Raw genomic sequence first — 17,495 nt, 5'->3', positions numbered from 1 at the left:
CCGGTCACACCGCGCGAGACCGTGGATCCCGCAGGGTACGAACGGCTTCGGTGAGTGTCGAGTGGATGTACCCGAGTTCCGGACTCGCGATGTGCGACCAGTCCGCCGACTCGTCCGCTGCCGCATCGTCCGTCCACGCGGATGTGTCGGTGCCGGGATCGTGCCGCTGGATCCACCAGAGATTGCCGGACGGATCCGAGAACCGGGCGAGGACATCGCCGAAGAAGTCCGTAGGCCGTGTGACGATCGCCGCGCCGTGCTGCGTGGCGCGTTCGAGGACGGCATCGACGTCGAGCACGTGGACCCGTACGAAGGCGGGGGTGAAGGGCCAGTCCGGTTTCCGGTCGGCGACCACGAGCACGGAGTCGCCGACCCGCACCTCCGAGTGGAGGAGGAGCCCGTCGTGGTCGAGGGTGCGCGCTTCGGGCACCTCCTCGGCCTCGAAGACGGCGACGAGGAAGTCGACGAGTTCGGTTGCTCCGTCGGAGATCAGGAAGGTGTCGACGGTGTTCGATCCGTCCGGACGGGGAGGGAGGGATTCGCGGTGATGGAGATCGGTCACGATGATCCTCGAGTTCGTAGGTGACTGCCAGCCTTCCGGGTATTGCGGCCACTTGGTGGCACCAATGCGCCCGAGATCGGAGATTCCGGCCGGGTTCGGCTGCGTGCGGCGCGTGCGACGCAGGTCCGACCCGGTGGAGGGCGCCGACTAGACTCGTCGGTTGTGGCCCACCCGATGATCGCTCCGTCCATCCTGTCCGCGGATTTCGCTCGTCTCGCCGACGAGGCGCAGGCCGTCGCCGGTGCCGACTGGCTCCACGTCGACGTCATGGACGCCCATTTCGTTCCGAACCTGACGCTCGGTCTCCCGGTCGTCGAGTCGCTGTTGAAGGCGACCGACATCCCGCTCGACTGTCACCTGATGATCGAGAACCCCGGTCGATGGGCTCCGCCCTACGCCGAAGCCGGTGCCCACAACGTCACCTTCCACGCGGAGGCGACCGACGACCCGGTCGCCGTGGCCCGCGACATCCGCGCGGCCGGCGGCAAGGCCGGGCTGTCCGTCAAGCCCGGCACCCCCATCGAGCCCTATCTCGGGATCCTGAAGGAGTTCGACACGCTGCTCGTGATGAGTGTCGAGCCGGGCTTCGGTGGTCAGTCCTTCATCCCGGACGTCCTCGACAAGGCCCGTCAGGTGCGTCGCCTGGTCGACTCGGGTGAACTGCGTCTGCTCGTCGAGATCGACGGTGGCATCAACACCGACACCATCGAGGCCGCCGCGGAAGCCGGTGTGGACTGCTTCGTCGCCGGGTCCGCCGTCTACGGCGCCGCCGATCCCGGTGAGGCGGTCCGCAAACTGCGGGCGCAGGCCGGGGCTGCGTCCCCGCACCTGACGCTCGCGCCGTGACCGCACCCGAGATCGCCGAAGCCCTCCAGTTCGCGCTCGACGCCTCGGAGGCCGTGCGGGGCACGACCAGCCCCAACCCGCCTGTCGGAGCGGTGATCCTCGACGCGGACGGCGCGGTGGCAGGTGTCGGGGCCACCGCACCACCCGGCGGTCCACACGCGGAGGTCCGGGCACTCGAGGCCGCGGGCGAACGCGCGCGCGGCGGAACCGCCGTCGTCACCCTCGAACCGTGCAACCACACCGGCCGCACCGGCCCGTGCGCGCAGGCCCTCATCGAGGCGGGGATCGCGACGGTGTACTACTCCGTCGCCGATCCGAATCCCGTCGCCGGGGGCGGCGCCGACACCCTCCGCGCCGCGGGCATCACGGTGCATCCCGGTCTCGGTGCCGAGACCGTCGCCCGCGGCCCGCTGCGGGCATGGCTGCACCGGCAACACACCGGCCGGCCGCACGTGACGTGGAAGTACGCCGCGTCGATGGACGGTCGCAGCGCGGCCGCCGACGGCACGAGCAAGTGGATCTCCGGTCCCGAGTCGCGTGCGCGCGTGCACGACCAGCGCAGCCGGCTCGACGCCATCATCGTCGGAACCGGCACCGTCCTCACCGACGACCCGTGGTTGACCGCCCGTCTGCCCGACGGCGAACTCGCGCCGCACCAGCCGCTGAGGGTCGTTATCGGTATGCGTGAGATCCCCACCTCCGCAAGAGTTCTCGATGACGCGGCGCCGACGCTGGTGTTGCGCACCCACGACATCGGGGAGGTGCTCGACGCGCTCGGCGACCGACCCGACGTGCTGCTCGAAGGCGGCCCCCGGCTCGCGGGCGCCTTCCTCGCAGCGGGCTGCGTCGACCGCATCCAGGCATACCTGGCGCCCGTCGTGCTCGGAGCCGGCGAGGCCGCCGTCGAGGACGCCGGGGTGGGCACGATCTCCGACGCGCTACGGTTCCGCCGGGAACGGGTCGAGACCGTCGGCTCGGACATTCTGTTGACACTCGTCCCGGACCGGGACAACCGACACTCGTCCCGGACCGGGACAACCGACACTCGTCCCGGACCGGGACAACCGACACTCGTCCCGGACCGGGACAACCGAATCGGACCCGGTCGCGGATCGGGAGCTAAGGAGCGGAACATGTTCACCGGCATAGTCGAGGAACTCGGTGAGATCGTCGCGAAGGAGGACCTCGCCGACTCGGCACGCTTCACCGTGCGCGGACCGCTGGTCACCTCCGACGCCGAGCACGGCGATTCGATCGCGGTCAACGGGGTGTGCCTGACGGTCGTCGACGTCCTCGACGGCGGGTCCTTCACCGCCGATGTAATGCAGGAGACGCTGAACCGGTCGTCGCTCGGACAGCTCACGCTCGGCAGCTCCGTCAACCTCGAACGCGCCGCCGCGCTGAACAGTCGCCTCGGCGGTCACCTCGTGCAGGGCCACGTCGACGCCACCGGAGCCGTCGTCTCCCGCACACCCTCGGAGAACTGGACTGTGGTGCGCATCTCGCTCCCGGCCGAAATCTCCCGCTACGTGGTCGAAAAGGGATCGATCACCGTCGACGGTGTCTCGTTGACGGTCTCGGGTCTCGGAGGGGAACGCGGACAGGAGTGGTTCGAGATCTCGCTCATTCCGACCACGCTGTCGCTGACGACGCTCGGCACCGCCGAGCCGGGCACCCTCGTCAACCTCGAGGTCGACGTGATCGCCAAGTACGTGGAGCGCCTGCAGAACGCGCGCTGACGCGTCGTACTGTGGAGATCGACAGTGGACGCGGAGCACGAGTCGTCCGGATACGAGAGTTGGAGTCCAGGGAAGTGACGAGGTTCGACACCATCGAGCGCGCGGTCGCCGACATCGCCGCCGGTAAGGCGGTCGTCGTGGTCGACGACGAAGACCGTGAAAACGAGGGCGACCTCATCTTCGCCGCGGAGAAGGCAACGCCGGAACTCGTGGCGTTCATGGTCCGCTACACGTCCGGGTACCTGTGCGTGCCCCTGGACGGCGAGGACTGCGACCGTCTCGGTCTGCCTCCCATGTACAGCGTCAACCAGGACAAGCACGGCACCGCCTACACGGTCACCGTCGACGCGAGGGAAGGCATCGGCACAGGTATCTCCGCGTCCGACCGCGCCGCCACCATGCGGCTGCTCGCCGACCCGAACTCCACCGCCCAGGACTTCACGCGTCCCGGTCACGTGGTGCCGCTGCGCGCCAAGGAGGGCGGCGTCCTGCGCCGGCCCGGGCACACCGAGGCCGCCGTCGACCTCGCGCGCATGGCCGACCTGCGACCGGCCGGCGTCATCTGCGAGATCGTCTCGCAGAAGGACGAAGGCGAGATGGCGCGCACCGACGAACTGCGGGTCTTCGCCGACGAACACGAACTCGCCCTGATCTCGATCGCGGATCTCATCGCATGGCGCCGCAAGCACGAGAAGCACGTCGTGCGCGTCGCCGAGGCCCGCATCCCCACCCGGCACGGCGACTTCACGGCCGTCGGCTACCAGAGCATCTACGACGACGTCGAACACGTCGCGCTCGTCCGCGGCGACATCGCCGGCCCGGACGGCGACGGCTCCGACGTGCTCGTGCGTGTGCACTCCGAATGCCTGACCGGCGACGTCTTCGGGTCGCTGCGCTGCGACTGCGGTCCGCAGCTCGACGCCGCCCTCGAGATGGTGGCCGAGGAAGGCCGCGGCGTCGTGCTCTACATGCGTGGCCACGAGGGACGCGGCATCGGCCTGATGCACAAGCTGCAGGCTTACCAGCTGCAGGACTCCGGCTCCGATACCGTCGACGCCAACCTGCAACTCGGCCTGCCCGCCGACGCCCGCGACTACGGCATCGGCGCTCAGATCCTCGTCGACCTCGGTATCTCGTCGATGCGGCTGCTGACCAACAACCCGGCCAAGCGCGTCGGTCTCGACGGCTACGGCCTGCAGATCACCGAACGTGTCCCGATGCCGTTGCGCGCGAACCGCGAGAACATCTCGTACCTGCGCACGAAGCGCGATCGCATGGGCCACGACCTGATCGGTCTCGACGAGTTCGACGAGGGAGACGCCTGATGAGCGGCGAAGGCCTGCCCGACCTGCAGCTCGCCGACGCCGCAGGGCTGAGCCTTGCGATCGTCGCCGGCAGCTGGCACACCGAGATCTCCGACGCCCTCATCGCAGGCGCACAGCGTGTCGCCGAGCAGGCGGGTGTCACCGACGTCACCCTCGAGCGGGTCGCCGGAGCGATCGAGCTTCCCGTCGTCGCGCAGCAGCTCGCCCGCACCCACGACGCGGTCGTCGCGCTCGGCGTGGTGATCCGCGGCGGCACACCGCACTTCGAGTACGTGTGCGACGCCGTGACCTACGGCCTCACCCGGATCGCGCTCGACGAGGGCACCCCCGTGGGCAACGGTGTTCTCACCACCGACACCGAACAGCAGGCCCGCGACCGCGCCGGTCTGCCCGGCTCCGCGGAAGACAAGGGCGGCCAGGCCTGCGCGGCCGCGCTCGACACCGCCGTGACCCTGCGGCGGCTGCGGAAGGCGGCGCGTTGACCCGCGACGAGACCGGCTGGGATCTCGAGGTACGCCCGGAGAAGATGCGGCGCTGGGTCGTCGTGGCGGCGGTCGTCGTCATGGCCATCCACATCTTCGCGGCGCTCGTGCTCCGCGGGGGCGGCGACACCGGCGTGCACCTGCGGGTCGTCGACCAGATCGCGATCCTCGCCATCGGTGTCGTGCTCACCGGAGGCGTCCTGCTGTTCACCCGCCCACGGCTGCGGGCGGGTGCCGACGGCGTCTCCGTCCGCAACGTGGTCGCCGAACGACACATCCCGTGGACCGACGTGCGCGGGCTGTTCTTCGACCAGGGCGCCCCCTGGGCCCGCCTCGAACTGCCGTTCGACGAGTACGTGCCCGTCGTCGCCATCCAGGCGCGCGACGGGGAACGCGCCGTGGACGCGCTCGAGCGTTTCCGCGAACTGGAGTCCCGCTACACCGGCGGAGCCGTCAGCGACAACGACGACGGCGGAGCCGTCAGGCGCAACGACGACGGCGGAGCCGTCAGGGGCGACGACTAGCCTGGACCTGTGCCCGACCCCTCGACATATCGCCCAGCCCCCGGTTCCATTCCCACGGAGCCGGGGGTCTACAAGTTCCGCGACCCGCACGGCCGGGTCGTCTACGTCGGCAAGGCGAAGAATCTCCGGTCCCGCCTGAACTCGTACTTCGCCGACATCGCCTCGCTGCATCCGCGCACCCGTCAGATGGTGACCACCGCGGGCCGGGTCGAGTGGACGGTGGTGCGTACCGAGGTCGAGGCACTCCAACTCGAGTACAACTGGATCAAGGAGTTCGATCCGCGGTTCAACGTCCGCTACCGCGACGACAAGACGTACCCGATGCTCGCGGTCACGTTGAACGAAGAATACCCCCGTCTGTTCGTCTACCGGGGGCCGCGCCGCAAGGGCGTGCGCTATTTCGGTCCCTACTCGCATGCCTGGGCGATCCGCGAGACCCTCGACCTGTTGCTGCGGGTGTTCCCGTCGCGCACGTGCTCGGCCGGGGTCTTCAAGCGGCACGCGCAGATCGGCCGCCCGTGCCTGCTCGGCTACATCGACAAATGCTCCGCGCCGTGTGTCGGACGCGTCTCCGCCGACGAACACCGCCGCATCGTCGAGGACTTCTGCGACTTCCTCGCCGGTCGCACCGACAAACTCGTCCGCGATGTCGAGAAGCGGATGCAGGACGCCGCGGAGGAACTCGACTTCGAGACCGCAGCCCGCCTGCGCGACGATCTCGGGGCACTGCGCAAGGCACTCGAGAAGCAGGCCGTCGTGCTCGGCGACGGTACCGACGCCGACCTCGTGGCGTTCGCCGGCGACGACCTCGAGGTGGCCGTCCAGGTCTTTCACGTGCGCGGCGGTCGCGTGCGGGGTCAACGCGGCTGGGTCGTCGAGAAGTCCGGCGACGTGCTCGACCGTCCCGAGGACCGCGACGTCGAAGGCGTCGAGGCCGCCGAGGGGACCGACGACGCCGAAGAACTCTCGCTGCTCGTCGAACAGTTCCTCACCCAGTTCTACGGCGAGGAGGCCGCGCTCGGCACCGACGACGCGGACGCCACCAGTGCCGTGCCGCGCGAGGTGCTCGTCCCCGCCCTGCCGCCCGACCCGGACGAGATGAGCCGCTGGCTCGGGCGTCTGCGCGGCGGTCCCGTGCGTCTGCGCATCCCGCAGCGCGGCGACAAGAAGGCACTGGCCGACACGGTCGAACGCAACGCCAAGGAAGCACTTGCCCAGCACAAGCTGCGGCGCGCGGGCGACTTCAATGCCCGATCGGCGGCGTTGCAGGGTATCCAGGACGTCCTCGACCTCGACTCGGCGCCGCTGCGTATCGAGTGTGTCGACATCAGCCACGTGCAGGGCACCGACGTCGTCGCATCGCTGGTCGTCTTCGAGGACGGACTGCCCCGCAAGTCCGACTACCGGCACTACGCCATCAAGCACGCCGCGGGCGACGGGCACTCCGACGACGTCGCCTCGATCGCCGAGGTCACCCGCCGGCGTTTCCTCCGCCACAACCGCGACCTCGCCCGACAGGCCGATTCGGACGGATCCGTTCCGGAGGGTGGCGACGGCGGGGACCTCGCGCCCGAAGCAGCACTGGACCCGGCGACGGGCCGTCCGCGCAGGTTCGCCTACCCGCCGAACCTGTTCGTCGTCGACGGTGGTGCGCCGCAGGTCGCGGCCGCGGCCGAGGTCCTCGACGAACTCGGTATCACGGATGTCGCGGTCGTCGGGCTCGCGAAGCGTCTCGAGGAGGTGTGGGTGCCGGGGGAGGAGGACCCGGTGATCCTTCCGCGCACCAGCGAGTCGCTGTACCTGCTGCAGCGTATCCGCGACGAGGCACACCGTTTCGCGATCACCTACCACCGCAGCAAGCGGTCCAAGCGCATGACCGCCTCCGCTCTCGACGGGGTTCGTGGTCTCGGTGACACCCGACGCAAGGCGCTCGTCACCCACTTCGGGTCGGTCGCGCGGCTACGCGAGGCGAGCGTCGAGGAGATCACCGCGGTGCCCGGGATCGGGCAGGCCACGGCGAAAGCCGTCCTCGAGGCGCTGCGGGGCGACGTACCGGCTCCGGCCGAGTCGCCGCAGGACACCGACGCCCCGACCGTCGCGGATGCGAGCGATCCGGCTGCGGCACCTGCGGGTGACCCGACGGCCGCGGATGCGGGCGACACGCCCGTAGGCGATGATGGCTCCGTCGGCGTGTCGGGAGTACGAGCGGAGTCGGAACAGTGACCGAAGTGGGTCGGATCCCGGGGATGGCGGACGGTTCGGAACAGGGTGTCGACGGTGAACGGCCGGCGCAGGCCGAGGTCATCGTCGTCACCGGACTGTCCGGAGCCGGACTGAGTACTGCGGCGACCGCCCTCGAGGATCTCGGGTGGTACGTCGCGGAGAACCTCCCGCCCCAGTTGGTGCTGTCGATGATCGATCTCGCGGTGCAGGCCGAACCTCCGCTGCAACGTCTCGCCGTGGTGATGGACGTGCGCAGCCGGTTGTTCACCGGCGACCTCGAACGCGTCGTCACCGATCTGGCGGCCCGCCCGGTCAACACCCGGGTGCTGTTCCTCGAAGCGGCCGACTCGGTGCTCGTCCGGCGGTTCGAGCAGGTACGCCGCAGTCATCCGCTGCAGTCCGACACGGCCGATCGCACGCTCACCGACGGCATCGCCGTCGAACGCGAGCAGCTCGCTCCCGTGAAGGCCGCGGCCGACCTCGTCATCGACACGTCCGCGCTGTCCGGGCCCGATCTGCGTCGCAAGATCGAGGCGGCCTTCGGCGACGCCACATCCGACACCATCCGGGTGACCGTGGAGTCGTTCGGCTTCAAGTACGGCCTGCCCATGGACTCCGACGTCGTGTGCGACGTGCGGTTCCTGCCGAACCCCCACTGGATCGCCGAATTGCGGCCGCACACCGGGCAGGACGCGGCGGTGCGCGACTATGTACTCTCCCGCGACGGTGCCGAGGACTATCTCGCCACCTATCACCGGCTGCTCGATCTGACGACCGCCGGTTACCGTCGGGAGGGGAAGCGCTACATGACGATTGCAGTGGGCTGCACCGGAGGGAAACACCGGAGCGTGGCGATGGCCGAGGCCCTCGCTGCACGCCTCGAGCAGGCACCGGATCTGACGGTGAACGTGGTGCACCGGGATCTGGGGCGCGAGTGAACGCCGCCGAGACTCCCGACTCCGACAGCACGCCGTACTCCGAGAGCGCTCCGAGCTCCGGGGCGGTGCCCGGCCCCGCGATCACTGCTCTCGGTGGCGGACACGGCCTGTACGCGACGCTCAGTGCCGTCCGGCGCCTCACCGACCGGGTCACCGCCGTGGTGACCGTCGCCGATGACGGAGGGTCCTCGGGACGGCTGCGCGCCGAACTCGGCGTCGTCCCACCCGGCGACCTGCGCATGGCGCTCGCAGCGCTCGCCGGCCGCGACGACGAGGTCCGGGTGTGGACCGAGACCGTCCAACACCGCTTCGGGGGCACGGGCGCCCTCGCCGGGCACTCGGTCGGCAACTTGATCCTCGCCGGGCTCGCCGAGGTCGCGGGCGACACCGTCACCGCCCTCGACATGCTCGCCCGCGTCCTCGACGTGCGCGGCCGTGTGCTGCCCATGTCGCCGATCCCGCTCGACATCGAGGCCGACGTGTCGGGACTCGAATCCGACCCGCGGGTGAGCCGCTGCATCCGGGGGCAGGTCGCGGTGGCGACCACCCCGGGCAAGGTGCGCCGGGTCCGGCTGATTCCCGCCGATCCGCCGGCCTGCCCGCCTGCGCTCGACGCGGTGTGCGAGGCCGATCTCGTGGTGCTCGGCCCGGGATCCTGGTTCTCGAGCGTCATCCCGCACGTGCTCGTCCCGGACCTGCACGAGGCGCTGGTCCACACGACGGCGCTCAAGGTCCTCGTGCTCAACCTCGCGGCGGAACCGGGGGAGACCGCAGGCTTCTCCGCGGAACGCCACCTGCACGTTCTCGCCCAGCACGCCCCCGATTTCCGTGTCGACCAGGTCGTCGTGGATGCTGCCTCGGTACCGGAAGGACGCGAGCGCGAGCACCTGAGCCGGTCCGCGGCCCGATTCGGAGCGGACGTCTCGTTCGTCGACGTCGCCGAGACCGGTACGCATCGACACGACCCCGCCAAGTTGGCGGGGGCACTGGAAACATGTCTGTCCTCGCGCGGTGGAGTCCGTGCCACACGCGGGGGTGGGAGGGAGAGCGTCTCGTGGCAATGACAGCGGAGGTCAAGGACGAGCTGAGCAGGTTGTCGGTCACCAGGATCAGCAACCGCAAGGCCGAGGTGTCCGCCCTCCTGCGCTTCGCCGGGGGATTGCACATCGTCGCCGGGCGAGTGGTCGTCGAGGCCGAGGTCGACCTCGGATCGATCGCACGTCGCCTCCGCCGCGAGATCTTCGAGCTCTACAGCTATCCCGCGGAGATTCAGGTGCTCGGCGCGGGTGGTCTGCGCAAGAGCTCCCGGTACATCGTCCGTGTCGGGAAGGACGGTGAGGCGCTGGCCCGCCGCACCGGTCTGCTCGACGGTCGCGGACGACCGGTGCGCGGACTGCCGGCACAGGTGGTCGGCGGCAGCGTCTCCGACTCCGCCGCGGCGTGGCGCGGGGCGTTTCTCGCCCACGGCTCGCTCACCGAACCGGGCCGTTCCTCGGCGCTCGAGGTGAGCTGCCCCGGCCCGGAGGCCGCCCTCGCGCTCGTCGGCGCCGCCCGCCGGCTCGGCGTCACTGCCAAGGCGCGTGAGGTGCGCGGCGCCGACCGGGTGGTGATCCGCGACGGCGAGGCCATCGGCGCGCTGCTCACCCACATGGGCGCGCAGGACACCCGGCTGGTCTGGGAGGAGCGCCGCATGCGCCGGGAGGTGCGGGCGACCGCGAACCGCCTCGCCAACTTCGACGACGCCAATCTGCGCCGGTCCGCACGCGCCGCCGTGGCGGCCGCCGCGCGGGTCGAGCGGGCGCTGGCGATCCTCGGCGCCGACGTGCCCGACCACCTCGCTGCCGCCGGCGCGCTGCGCGTGCAGCACCGTCAGGCGTCCCTCGAGGAGCTCGGCCAGCTCGCCGATCCGCCGATGACCAAGGACGCCGTCGCGGGACGGATCCGCCGCCTGCTGTCGATGGCGGATCGTCGCGCGAAGGAACTCGGGATCCCCGATACGGAGTCGGCCGTCACCGCTGAGTTGCTGGACGAGGCATAGCGGGGCAGGCTTGCAAGGGAGTTCGCGCCACGGCCGGGCGGCTCCCCACAGTACGACCGAACCCCACTAGGGTGAAGGTCACACAAGTACGACCATCGGAATACTGGGCAAAGGAGCTTCATTGTGACTGTCCGCGTAGGCGTGAACGGATTCGGACGCATCGGGCGCAACTTCTTCCGGGCGGTCGAGGCACAGAAGGCACTCGGCACCACCGACATCGAGATCGTTGCCGTCAACGACCTCACCGACAACGACACCCTCGCGACGCTCCTGAAGTACGACTCGATCCTGGGGCGCCTCGACAAGGACGTGCATGTCGAGGGCGACGACATCGTCGTCGGCGATCGGAAGATCAAGGCCCTCTCGATCAAGGAGGGCCCCTCCGCTCTTCCGTGGGGCGACCTCGGTGTCGACGTCGTCGTCGAGTCCACCGGCATCTTCACCAACGCCGCCAAGGCGAAGGGGCACATCGACGCCGGCGCCAAGAAGGTCATCATCTCGGCGCCTGCCACCGACGAGGACATCACCATCGTCATGGGCGTCAACCACGACAAGTACGACGGCACGCAGAACATCATCTCCAACGCCTCGTGCACCACGAACTGCCTCGGCCCCCTCGCCAAGGTGCTGAACGACGAGTTCGGCATCGAGAAGGGCCTGATGACCACGATCCACGCGTACACCCAGGACCAGAACCTGCAGGATGGACCGCACAAGGATCTGCGTCGCGCCCGCGCTGCCGCCCTGAACATCGTCCCCACCGGCACAGGCGCCGCCAAGGCCATCGGCCTCGTGCTCCCCGAGCTGCTCGGCAAGCTCGACGGCTACGCGCTGCGCGTCCCGGTCCCGACCGGCTCGGTCACCGACCTCACCGCGACCCTCACCAAGAAGGCCACCGCCGATGAGGTCAACGCCGCACTGAAGGCTGCCGCGGAGGGTCCGCTGAAGGGCATCCTGAAGTACAACACCGATCCGATCGTGTCCTCGGACATCGTCACCGACCCGCACTCGTCGATCTTCGACGCGCCTCTGACCAAGGTCATCGACGAGCAGGTCAAGGTCGTCTCGTGGTACGACAACGAGTGGGGCTACTCGAATCGTCTTGCCGACCTCGTCGGTCTCGTCGGCAAGTCTCTTTGAAACTCGTAGAACAGGACATTTGAACAGTGGCAGTTCAGACCCTCGAGGATCTGCTCGACGCAGGTGTGGAGGGTCGGGGCGTACTCGTGCGCTCCGACCTCAACGTCCCGCTCGACGGTGACACGATCACCGACGCCGGCCGCATCCTCGCGTCCGCGCCCACCATCCGCACGCTCGCGGAGGCCGGGGCCAAGGTCGTCGTGACCGCGCACCTCGGCCGCCCCAAGGGCGAGCCGGATCCGAAGTACTCGCTCGCGCCCGTCGCAGCGAAACTCGGTGAGGTGCTCGACCGCAACGTCCAGCTCGCCTCCGACGTCGTCGGCCAGGATGCGCTGGCGCGTTCCGAAGGGCTGACCGACGGCGACATCCTCCTGCTCGAGAACGTCCGCTTCGACGCTCGCGAGACCAGCAAGGACGATGCCGAGCGGCTCGCCTTCGCCCGTGAGCTCGTCGAGCTCGTCGGTGACGACGGCGCATTCGTCTCCGACGGCTTCGGTGTCGTGCACCGCAAGCAGGCGTCGGTCTACGACGTCGCGACGCTGCTCCCGCACTACGCGGGTGGTCTCGTCGCGGCCGAGGTCGACGTGCTCGCCAAGCTCACCACCGACACCGAGCGTCCGTACGCCGTGGTGCTCGGCGGCTCGAAGGTCTCCGACAAGCTCGGGGTCATCGAGGCGCTCGCACCCAAGGTCGACACGCTCGTAATCGGTGGCGGCATGTGCTTCACCTTCCTTGCGGCACAGGGCTACTCGGTCGGCACGTCGCTGCTCGAGGAGTCGATGATCGACACCTGCAAGCAACTGCTCGAACGCTTCGGCGACGTCATCCACATCCCTCAGGACGTGGTGGTGGCCGACAAGTTCGCGGCCGACGCACAGTCGCAGACCGTCGCGGCCGACTCCATCCCCGACGGATGGATGGGCCTCGACATCGGACCGGAGTCCGTGCGGCGTTTCGCCTCGCTCCTCGGCTCGGCGAAGACGGTGTTCTGGAACGGCCCGATGGGCGTGTTCGAGTTCGAGAACTTCGCGGCGGGCACGAAGGGTGTAGCGGAAGCGATCATCGAGGCCACCGGCAAGGGCGCGTTCAGCGTCGTCGGTGGCGGCGACTCCGCTGCGGCCGTGCGGTCGCTCGGACTCGGTGAGGACCGCTTCTCCCACATCTCCACCGGTGGTGGCGCCTCCCTCGAGTACCTCGAGGGCAAGGAACTGCCCGGCATCGCAGTTCTGGAGGGCTGACGGTCATGGCACGGACACCGCTCATCGCGGGCAACTGGAAGATGAACCTCAACCACCTCGAGGCCATCGCCCTGGTGCAGAAGATCGCGTTCACCCTTCCCGAGAAGTACCTCGAGAAGGTCGACGTGACGGTCATCCCGCCGTTCACCGGCATCCGCTCGGTGCAGACCCTCGTCGAGGGCGACAAGCTCGGCATCACCTACGGAGCCCAGGACATCTCGGTCCACGACTCCGGCGCCTACACCGGCGAGATCTCCGGCGCGATGCTCGCGAAGCTCGGCTGCACCTACGTGATCGTCGGGCACTCCGAGCGTCGCACCCTGCACGGTGAGACCGACGAGATCGTCCGCGACAAGACCAAGGCCGCGCTGCGGCACGGTCTCACTCCGATCGTGTGCATCGGTGAAGGACTCGACGTCCGCGAAGCCGGCAACCACGTCGAGTACAACGTCGAGCAGTTGAAGAACTCGCTCGCCGGCCTGTCCGCCGACGAGATCGCAAAGATCGTCGTCGCGTACGAGCCGGTCTGGGCCATCGGCACGGGCAAGGTCGCTTCGGCGGCCGACGCGCAGGAGGTGTGCGCCGCGGTGCGCAGTACCCTCGCCGAACTGGCCTCGCCCGAGGTCGCGGCATCGGTCCGAGTCCTGTACGGCGGGTCGGTCAACGCCAAGAACGTCGGTGAGCTCATCGCTCAGACCGACGTCGACGGCGGCCTCGTGGGAGGCGCCTCCCTCAAGGCCGACGAATTCGCTCAGCTGTCGGCGATCGCCGCAGGCGGTCCGCTCCTCTAGAGCGACCGGCATCGGGCGGGGTGCAGGATCTCGACGAGATGCTGCACCCCGCCCGCATTTCGCCCACCCGGCGTCCCCGGCACACCCGCAGCGTCCCCACAGGACGAGCGGGTAAGCTGACGCCGACGTCGCCCACCATCCGAAGGACATCGAACACCGACATGGAACTGTTCCTGGACATCCTCCTGATCGTCACGAGCCTGTTGCTCATCCTGCTGGTGCTGCTGCACCGCGGTAAGGGCGGTGGTCTGTCCAGCCTGTTCGGTGGCGGAGTCCAGTCCAATCTCTCGGGCTCGACGGTGGCGGAGAAGAACCTCGACCGTCTCACCGTCTTCACCGGCATCATCTGGGTGATCTCGATCCTCGGCATCGGACTGCAGATCAAGTTCAGCTGATCCCCGCACGTGCACGGACGCTGCCGCGGTCGCGCCCCGGCCGCCGGGCACAGATACTGGCCGTATGACGGACACTGTGCCTGCCTCTGCTACCGAACCACTCCGCGAGGACATCCGCCTGCTCGGCGGCATCCTCGGCAACGTCATCCGTGAGCAGGCAGGACCCGAGACCTTCGACCTGGTCGAATCGGCCCGGGTGGAGAGTTTCCGGATCCGGCGCTCCGAGATCGACCGCACCGAACTCGCCGAACGCTTCGCCGGCGTCGCCACCGACGACCTGATTCCTGTCGCCCGGGCGTTCAGCCATTTCGGTCTGCTCGCCAATCTCGCCGAGGATCTGCACCGCGAACGACGTCGAGCCCTGCACGTGCGCGCAGGCGACCCACCGCAGGACAGCAGCCTCGCCGCCACCTACGCCAAGCTCGACGCCGCCGGTCCGGGCCTCGATGCCGACACCGTGACCGACGCGCTCGCGTCGGCTCTCGTCGCCCCCGTCATCACCGCTCATCCCACCGAGACCCGCCGACGCACCGTCTTCGACGTCCAGACCGCCGTCACCGAACTCATGCGGCGCCGGGAGAGGACCGACGAACCCGCCGCGCTCGAGGAAATCGACCGCGCCCTGTACCGGCACATCCTGACCCTCTGGGACACCGCGCTCATCCGGCTCGCGCGCCTGAGGATCATCGACGAGGTCGACAACGGTCTGCGCTACTACGACCTCGCACTGTTCGACGTCGTTCCCGCCCTCAACGCCGAAGTGCGACGCGAACTCCGGCGACGCTGGCCCGACGCGGCGGTGCTCACCGAACCGCTGGTCCGGCCGGGAACCTGGATCGGCGGCGACCGCGACGGCAACCCCAACGTCGACGGCGAGGTCGTCACCACGGCCGCGAATCGCGCCTGTGAGACCGCGCTGCGACATCACCTCACCGAACTCGCCGCGCTCGAACGCGAACTGTCGATGTCCGAACGCACCGCGACCATCAGCAGCGCCCTGAAGAAGCTCGCCGACGACTCGGGCGACGACAATCCCGCCCACAGCGACGAGCCGTACCGACGGGCGGTACACGGTATCCGCGCTCGCCTCACCGCCACCGCGGACAGGCTGCTGCCCGGCGTGGATCTGCCCCACACGGTGCGTATCCCGTGCGAGCCCTATGCCACCCCGGCCCGCCTGCACACCGACCTGAACATCGTCGACGCCTCGCTGCGCGCCGGCGGAGCGACCGTGATCGCCGACGATCGACTCGCGCACCTGCGCAGCGCCGTCGAGGTCTTCGGCTTCCACCTCGCGCCACTCGACCTGCGTCAGAATTCCGAGGTCCACGAGAACGTCGTCGCCGAACTGCTCTCCTGGGCGGGAGTGACCGACCGCTACCGCGACCTGCCGGAGGACGACAAGGTCGCGCTGCTCACCGCGGAGTTGCGGATCCGCCGCCCGCTCACCACCCCCGACGCCCACCTGTCGGACGAGACAGCCAAGGAACTGGGCATCCTGCGTGCTGCCGCCGACGTGGTCCGTCGCATCGGACCGGCCGCCATCGAGCACTACATCATCAGCATGTGCACCTCGGTGTCCGACCTGCTCGAGGTCGAGGTCCTGCTCAAGGAGGTCGGGCTGCTCGACCTCGACCGCGGCTATCCGCGCAGCACGGTGCAGGTCATCCCGCTGTTCGAGACGATCGACGACCTGCGCGGCGGTGCCGCCACGCTGACCGCCGCCCTCGCCGTGCCCGAGTTCCGCAGCCTCGTCGACGGACACGACGGACTGCAGGAGATCATGCTCGGCTACTCCGATTCCAACAAGGATGGCGGTTATCTCACCGCCAACTGGGCGCTCTACCGCGCGGAACTCGATCTCGTCGAGGCGGCGCGCACCGCCGGGATCCGGCTGCGCCTGTTCCACGGTCGCGGCGGCACCGTCGGTCGCGGTGGCGGACCGAGTTACGACGCCATCCTGGCCCAGCCTCCCGGCGCGGTCCAGGGCTCGTTGCGTCTGACCGAGCAGGGCGAGGTCATCGCCGCGAAGTACCGCGAACCGGTGCTCGCCCGCCGCAACCTCGAGGCGCTCGTCTCGGCGACCCTCGAGTCGAGCCTGCTCGATGTGGAAGGCCTCGGGAAGGACGCGCCGGAGGCCTACCGCATCCTCGACGAACTTGCCGACCTCGCTCGCGCCGCGTACAGCCGGCTCGTGCACGAGACACCGGGATTCGTCGAGTACTTCACCACCGCGACGCCGGTCTCGGAGATCGGTGCCCTCAACATCGGCAGCCGTCCCGCCTCCCGCAAGCAGACGAAGGCGATCAGCGACCTGCGGGCCATCCCGTGGGTGCTCTCGTGGACCCAGAGCCGCGTGATGCTCCCCGGCTGGTACGGCACGGGAACGGCTGTGCAGGACTGGGTGGCCGGTGATCCGGACCGGTTGGCGACCCTGCAGGATCTCTACCGTCGCTGGCCGTTCTTCCGTTCGGTGCTGTCGAACATGGCGCAGGTGCTCGCCAAGTCCGATCTCGGCCTGGCCGCCCGGTACTCCGAACTCGTCGAGGACACCGAACTGCGCGAGCGGGTGTTCGGCAGCATCGTCGACGAGCACGCCCGTACAGTCGACGCCTACCGGCAGATCACGGGCTACGACTCGCTCGTCGCGGATAATCCGGCGCTCGAGCGGTCGCTGCACAACCGGTTCCCGTATCTCGAACCGCTCAACCACCTGCAGGTCGAGTTGCTGCGCCGGTTCCGTGCCGGTGAGGACACCGACCGTGTCCGGCGCGGTATCCAGATCACGATGAACGGTCTCGCCACGGCGTTGCGCAACAGCGGTTAGAAAAAATTTCTCGTCGGGCGTCGATCCGGCAGGTGTCCGTTCGTCGTGATGGTGTAGGACGAACACCACACAGACGGGAGCGACCGCCATGAAGTACATGCTGTTGATCTACGCATCCACGACCGACGAGGCCACCTGCACCGTCGAGGACTGGCAGGACTACGAGAAGGCGATGCGCGACGCGGGTGTCCTCGTGTCCGGGCACGCCCTGCAGGATCTCGTCACCGCGACGACCGTGCAGGTCGACGCGGACGGACGACGCACGGTGACCGACGGACCGTTCGGCGAGAGCCGCGAGGTGCTCGGCGGATACGACGTCATCGACGTCGGCAGCCTCGACGAGGCACTCGACTGGGCGGCACGCTGTCCCGGATCGCGGGACGGCGGCACGGTCGTCGTGCGGCCGATCGCCGACTTCGGGGACTGA

Annotated in this window: 15 protein-coding genes and 2 pseudogenes; 16 read left to right on the top strand and 1 reads right to left on the bottom strand. The window is 69.1% G+C overall.

What is annotated here, in order from left to right; translation table 11 throughout:
* Positions 1-4: 4 nt before the first annotated feature.
* Positions 5-562: a glyoxalase/bleomycin resistance/extradiol dioxygenase family protein gene (locus tag M3330_RS01245; RefSeq protein WP_255026733.1), complete on the bottom strand. Its 558-nt coding sequence runs from the start codon at positions 560-562 to the stop codon at positions 5-7.
* A gap of 162 nt (positions 563-724) precedes the next feature.
* On the opposite strand from M3330_RS01245, the gene rpe reads away from it, so the two are divergent.
* From rpe to M3330_RS01165, 16 genes and pseudogenes are all read left to right on the top strand, one after another.
* On the top strand, positions 725-1,408 hold the full coding sequence (gene rpe, locus M3330_RS01240; protein ID WP_006551466.1) for a ribulose-phosphate 3-epimerase: 684 nt from the start codon (positions 725-727) through the stop codon (positions 1,406-1,408).
* Positions 1,405-2,415, top strand: a pseudogene (ribD, locus tag M3330_RS01235) (bifunctional diaminohydroxyphosphoribosylaminopyrimidine deaminase/5-amino-6-(5-phosphoribosylamino)uracil reductase RibD); the annotation flags it as partial. The gene rpe and the pseudogene ribD, both read left to right, overlap by 4 nt.
* Positions 2,416-2,541: 126 nt before the next feature.
* On the top strand, positions 2,542-3,147 hold the full coding sequence (locus M3330_RS01230; RefSeq protein WP_024100797.1) for a riboflavin synthase: 606 nt from the start codon (positions 2,542-2,544) through the stop codon (positions 3,145-3,147).
* 74 nt (positions 3,148-3,221) lie between these two features.
* On the top strand, positions 3,222-4,472 hold the full coding sequence (locus tag M3330_RS01225) for a bifunctional 3,4-dihydroxy-2-butanone-4-phosphate synthase/GTP cyclohydrolase II (RefSeq protein WP_006551469.1): 1,251 nt from the start codon (positions 3,222-3,224) through the stop codon (positions 4,470-4,472).
* Entirely contained in the window at positions 4,472-4,954 is a 483-nt protein-coding gene (ribH, locus tag M3330_RS01220; protein ID WP_006551470.1) for a 6,7-dimethyl-8-ribityllumazine synthase, read from the top strand. Before M3330_RS01225 ends, ribH begins: the two co-directional genes overlap by 1 nt.
* On the top strand, positions 4,951-5,478 hold the full coding sequence (locus M3330_RS01215) for a PH domain-containing protein (protein WP_033096616.1): 528 nt from the start codon (positions 4,951-4,953) through the stop codon (positions 5,476-5,478). The genes ribH and M3330_RS01215 overlap by 4 nt, the downstream gene beginning before the upstream one ends.
* 9 nt (positions 5,479-5,487) lie before the next feature.
* A pseudogene (gene uvrC, locus M3330_RS01210) lies at positions 5,488-7,518 on the top strand (excinuclease ABC subunit UvrC); the annotation flags it as partial.
* Positions 7,519-7,724: 206 nt separating this feature from the next.
* Positions 7,725-8,639 (top strand): RNase adapter RapZ, encoded by a 915-nt coding sequence (gene rapZ, locus M3330_RS01205; protein WP_006551473.1) that lies wholly within the window; start codon positions 7,725-7,727, stop codon positions 8,637-8,639.
* 65 nt (positions 8,640-8,704) lie between these two features.
* The gene (gene yvcK, locus M3330_RS01200) at positions 8,705-9,703 is read left to right on the top strand and encodes a uridine diphosphate-N-acetylglucosamine-binding protein YvcK (protein WP_174556292.1); all 999 of its coding nucleotides are present in this window, start codon (positions 8,705-8,707) and stop codon (positions 9,701-9,703) included.
* Positions 9,694-10,677 carry a DNA-binding protein WhiA gene (gene whiA, locus M3330_RS01195; protein WP_006551475.1) on the top strand — a complete coding sequence of 328 codons (984 nt, stop codon included), beginning with the start codon at positions 9,694-9,696 and terminating at the stop codon, positions 10,675-10,677. Before yvcK ends, whiA begins: the two co-directional genes overlap by 10 nt.
* Before the next feature lie 123 nt (positions 10,678-10,800).
* Positions 10,801-11,817 (top strand): type I glyceraldehyde-3-phosphate dehydrogenase, encoded by a 1,017-nt coding sequence (gene gap, locus M3330_RS01190; RefSeq protein WP_006551476.1) that lies wholly within the window; start codon positions 10,801-10,803, stop codon positions 11,815-11,817.
* A 26-nt stretch (positions 11,818-11,843) separates the two neighbouring features.
* On the top strand, positions 11,844-13,055 hold the full coding sequence (gene pgk, locus M3330_RS01185; protein WP_006551477.1) for a phosphoglycerate kinase: 1,212 nt from the start codon (positions 11,844-11,846) through the stop codon (positions 13,053-13,055).
* Positions 13,056-13,060: 5 nt separating this feature from the next.
* Positions 13,061-13,846, top strand: a complete 786-nt coding sequence (gene tpiA / locus M3330_RS01180) for a triose-phosphate isomerase (RefSeq protein ID WP_033096619.1) — start codon at positions 13,061-13,063, stop codon at positions 13,844-13,846.
* A 161-nt stretch (positions 13,847-14,007) separates the two neighbouring features.
* Entirely contained in the window at positions 14,008-14,241 is a 234-nt protein-coding gene (gene secG, locus M3330_RS01175; protein ID WP_006551479.1) for a preprotein translocase subunit SecG, read from the top strand.
* A gap of 64 nt (positions 14,242-14,305) precedes the next feature.
* Positions 14,306-17,068, top strand: a complete 2,763-nt coding sequence (ppc, locus tag M3330_RS01170) for a phosphoenolpyruvate carboxylase (RefSeq protein WP_019289285.1) — start codon at positions 14,306-14,308, stop codon at positions 17,066-17,068.
* A gap of 88 nt (positions 17,069-17,156) precedes the next feature.
* A complete protein-coding gene (locus tag M3330_RS01165; RefSeq protein WP_019289286.1) occupies positions 17,157-17,495 on the top strand; it encodes a YciI family protein in 339 nt (112 codons plus the stop codon).

The sequence above is a fragment of the Rhodococcus sp. GA1 genome (assembly GCF_024321955.1).
GTDB lineage: Bacteria > Actinomycetota > Actinomycetes > Mycobacteriales > Mycobacteriaceae > Rhodococcus > Rhodococcus pyridinivorans.
Note: the sequence above shows the minus strand (reverse complement) of the source record. Positions and strands in the feature narration are given on the sequence as shown.